Raw genomic sequence first — 4461 nt, 5'->3', positions numbered from 1 at the left:
CTCACTTTTTATGAATAGCCGGAGTAAAAAAGTCCCGTGGAATAAGTAAATCCCGTATGTGGTCTGGGTCTAGGCTTGTTTGGGTTGTTTCGTTAATCGCCGCAGCTGTTTTGGTCGCAACAATAGTCTCAGTACTGTCCCTAACCCATGTAACCAATAAGCCAGGCACATCGGCGAGGTCCAATTTCAACACATCAACACCAATCGGCTCACCAATAAACATCAGCCTAAGAACGCCAATCTACGTCGTTGGTCCCCAATCATTGGTTCAGGGACTTGTTGGTGTTGGTATTCCTCAATCACTTATTAAGCCCATTAGCTTGAGCCAACTGCCTAGTTTGCCGAGTAATAGCATTGCCGTTATTGATTGGTCTGTGATTAGGCCCTACGTGGCTTACGGCACCGTGGGTGGGAATATCACACTGAACCTGACAAGCCCAGCCGTTGGGTTGCTGGCAAACCTATTCGCCAAGGGTGACCTGGTCCTAGTGAACGTGAGTAGGTCCGAGGCGCCAGTTGCCGAGTTACTCCTCTCATATGCAATGGCGAGGGGGGCAAACGTAGTTGTTTACGGAACAAATGGTACACGCTTCTACCTAATCCCAATGCTTGAGATGCCGACAAACAGCAACTACACATTGGTTGGGGCAGCAGCAATAAGGACACCGTATAGAGTAGCCGTGCTGGTAGGACCGGTGAGCCTTGAGGGATTGCCGAACCTATTCAGGAACTGGCTAGCGTCAATAGAGACTGCCAAGGGTGATAAGCCATCAACAAATCTAGATCCAAGCTACCAAAATTGGGATCCATGCTACGTGACCTACGCGAATGATTTCTCAGCGTCGCAGGGCTCTAATAGCATCTACACGAGTGGTAACTACATCTTCCTATGGGGTATGCAGGCTTTAGCGAGTCAGGGCGCGCATTATTCTTATGATTACGGCATCGCGGCTGTTGAGGACAACTACGGCGATGTGTTCTACTACGACTCATGCATCCTAATGATTAATCACCCGGCCATATCCAGCTCGTCTTCGACAGTAGCTTTACCGGCAGAGTTGATAGGTGATGTTGCATATGGTTATACGTATAGTGGCGAGGTTTGGCCGGGGTTTAGTGTACTATTTTATTTAATTGGTGGCTTCGACATGTACAAGAGCTATGAAGCCATGGGTAATGAGGTGGAGTTTAACGGCATATGCTACCTATATACCTACAATGCATACGTCGCCGATGGTTACGGCCAGTATGAGCCAGCCCCCACGAGTTCCGCAGGGTCGTACAGTATTGGCATTACTCTCTTCCCAGAACCCAGCATATCCATTACCTACACCCCGCCTTCCTCGACAGGTCCATCGATAAGCGTCTCGACGACGCCGTACTACGTGAACCAATGGCAGTACTATGCATATAACATAACATGGACATTCGACTACACCCTGGTCTCAGAGCTGCCCAATAATGGGGTACTTATTAATGGTTTCCAGGTGGGCCCCAGTTGGGGTGCGGCTATATTCCTGACAAACTACTCACCAGGTAATACCTATTGGTTCTACCTACCGTTCAATGCCGAGGTGGAGACCTTCTGCTGGAGTGCCTGGGCGAACATGGTTTGGATTGTGGGCTTGGCCACGTCATCGAGCAATACCGTCTCAATAAGCATCGCATACTTCGGCTACCCACCATTCCAGCAACCCAACGCACCCAGCGGTTCATGGATAAGCGGCTACTCCATACAATGCATCAACGGGAACGTGAGCTTAAGCGGGCCGTCATGACGAATTAATCAATTTAAATTTAAAATCAACATTGTTTTTCCTCAGCTTCATTATCCCAAACCCATTGCCTACCCCTTTTAAGCAGGGCCCTGATTAGTCGATGACTTCTATCAGGGAGTACGTTGCTGACTTGGTATTCGTGATTAGGGCTCCTGAGGATGGCGTTGACCTGGCTGTGAGTGAGGCCTCCAGGTTGAGTAGGGCTTAGTTCAAGCTGTCGATGCTCCTGAACGTAGTCAATAGCCCCTGGCTGTTGAGGAGGGGTGGTTATAGGCGTGAGTTGTTGGCTTATGCCCACTCGTTCGTAACCTCGGGAACTGACCCTGACATAGCATTCATGGCTATTTTGAATAAGTTGAACAATGTGTTGAGTAGTAGGCTTCAGTGGGTTAATGCCTCGTTAACGGCTGTCATTGTCTTGTCAATAATGACTGGGGTGTTGGCTTTCATGACTATTTTGGGAGCACCGCCAATTGTTGGGTTAATCAACCTACTCTACATACCGTTGATTCACTACTACCAGGTGGAGCTTACGCAATATGACTACATTAAACCAACCATAGGAGGCATTATTGGATTGGGTATAGGTTTGGCATTAACACAACTACTCAAGCTCCCCACACTATTGGGTGCTGTTGTCTCGATAATGGCTTTCGGCGTTGGCTTCGCGGTTTTGTACATGCCCCAGTTCGTTAGGTTCGTTAGGGATTACACAGGAATGTATGGTAGGGTGAGCAAGGCATTCGGCGAGCTACTGCTCGTCAGTGACCCCAAGCCACCAACGCCTAGGACCCTAGTCGAGGAAGAGCTGGTTCAGCTCTGGGATTACGCCTACTCCAGGGGTTCTAGGGACGTTATTGAGAGAGTCAACATGGTCGTCGACTCATTCATGAACTTCATTAGGCAGGTTGTTAGGAGTGGTCTTGTCTATGGCCCATTCATTGCCGTCAGCTACGCAATGATGCTCGCATTAGTAGCAATGCTCCTAGCCCTCCACGCGCCAGCACTTGCATCGAGTGCGGTTTCCAGCGCCTCGGGAATAAGTAGTGCGGCATCAATAATCAGCGGTTTGGCGAACACAAACGCCCTACTCACAATGCTCATTGCCTTGGGAGCATCAACGTCGGTGATTGTTGGTAAGGCAATGCACTCGATAGGCCTGGGCATAAGCCTACTGCCACTCTTCCTGGCACCAATCATTGCATTGATGGGGTGGGCCTGATGCCGAAGAAAGGGAAAAAGACAAAGGCTGAGGAGAAGCCACAATCAATCGATGACCTGGATTCCTTGAGGAGTTATGGTGTTTCGGCGCAAATGATAGAGAGGCTTAGGGCCGTTGGTGTAACAAGCCCAAAACACCTACTCCTATTCAATGCCGAAGAACTAATGGAACTACTCAACCTCTCCGAGCTGGACACGGCGAGGAAGGTAATCACCGCAGCCAGGGAGTTGTTGGGCGATGAGCCTAGACCAATGAGTGCCAGGGAGAGGATTGAGGTATTGAGTAGGCAGAGAGTTGTGAGGACTGGGGTTGAGGAGTTCGACAAGTTGGTCGGTGGCTTGAGGTTTAGCTCTAGTTATGAGTTCGCAGGTGAGTTCGGCGCCGGCAAGACGTTAATGAGCCTGCAAATAGCTGTTGCATCGGTCGCCCAGCACCAGGTCGGTGTTGTGTACATCGATACAGAGAAGACGATTGACCAGTACCTAACCACGGGCAAGCTAGTTGAGAACCTGTGCGGTAGGTTTGGCGTGAATTGCGGCGAGTTCCTCGAGAGGGACTTAATCGTCTACAACCCAGCAACAGTCGAAGAACTAGAGGACTTCATAAAGCTCAAGCTGGCTAACCAAGTGATTACCGGGGGCGTTGGTGTTGTCATTATCGATAGCGTAACAGCCCTTTACCGAGCACAGTTCCGCGGTAGGGAGAAGCTGGCGGAGAGGCAGCAGAGGTTGCACTACGTACTCGACTGGATCAGGCGATTAACAATAAAGTTCGGGGTACTGGCCATATACACGAACCAGGTAATGACGATGCCAACCGGCTACGTCGAGATCAAGCTACCGGTTGGTGGTAATGTTTTAGCCCACACAGTGAATAGCAGGTGGCTAATGCTCAGGCCAAGCAAGGCTAAGCCCGAGGGCGTCATGAGGGCACTCGATGTCCCAGGCTTAGCCCCTGGCACCGAGGTCAAATACACAATCGGTGATGATGGTCTCCATTGATTCTGCCTTTAAAAATTAATTAGTTGTTAGTCGATGCATGTCTCAAGGCTGAAGGTGATTAGCCAGGGGTTGGTTAAGTTCTACACGGTTGAGGGTAGGGAGAACTTCGGCTTGAAGACGAGCATTGAGGTTCACCAAGTCATTGACCCAACCTACCAAATGCCCGAGTACACGGCATACATCATCGATGACGTCCCCGACTGGCTAATAGCACTGCCCCTGGACTACATAGCCGAGAGACTCGGCTCTGGAGACAAACCTGAGAACGCAATCAAGAAGGCATTGGGTCTAATCAATGTTAAGCCAAGTAGTGAGAACGTTGATTTGGCTAGGAGGGTGTTTGAGCGTTGGTTGAATGCCTATGGGGCCTTTACCCCATTGTTCCTAATGCCAGAAATCACGGACATATACATTAGGAGACTTGATGATGGCTTTGTCGTCCATGTGAATCACGAGGAGC

General features: G+C 49.9%; 4 protein-coding genes and 1 pseudogene. 4 read left to right on the top strand and 1 reads right to left on the bottom strand.

The annotated features are described in order from the left end of the window. Position 1: 1 nt before the first annotated feature. The gene (locus AT710_09230; protein ID KUO90329.1) at positions 2–193 is read right to left on the bottom strand and encodes a hypothetical protein; all 192 of its coding nucleotides are present in this window, start codon (positions 191–193) and stop codon (positions 2–4) included. Between the two features lie 181 nt (positions 194–374). On the opposite strand from AT710_09230, the gene AT710_09225 reads away from it, so the two are divergent. From AT710_09225 to AT710_09210, 4 genes and pseudogenes are all read left to right on the top strand, one after another. Continuing rightward, entirely contained in the window at positions 375–1778 is a 1404-nt protein-coding gene (locus AT710_09225) for a hypothetical protein (GenBank protein ID KUO90328.1), read from the top strand. A 220-nt stretch (positions 1779–1998) separates the two neighbouring features. Further along, positions 1999–3000, top strand: coding sequence for a hypothetical protein (locus tag AT710_09220; protein ID KUO90327.1), 1002 nt, complete (start codon positions 1999–2001; stop codon positions 2998–3000). Further along, positions 3000–4001, top strand: a complete 1002-nt coding sequence (locus AT710_09215) for a DNA recombinase (GenBank protein ID KUO90326.1) — start codon at positions 3000–3002, stop codon at positions 3999–4001. The genes AT710_09220 and AT710_09215 overlap by 1 nt, the downstream gene beginning before the upstream one ends. 33 nt (positions 4002–4034) lie before the next feature. After that, positions 4035–4461, top strand: a pseudogene (locus AT710_09210).

The organism is Thermocladium sp. ECH_B, from assembly GCA_001516585.1.
GTDB lineage: Archaea > Thermoproteota > Thermoprotei > Thermoproteales > Thermocladiaceae > Thermocladium.
This window is presented reverse-complemented; position numbering and strand designations above follow the sequence as displayed.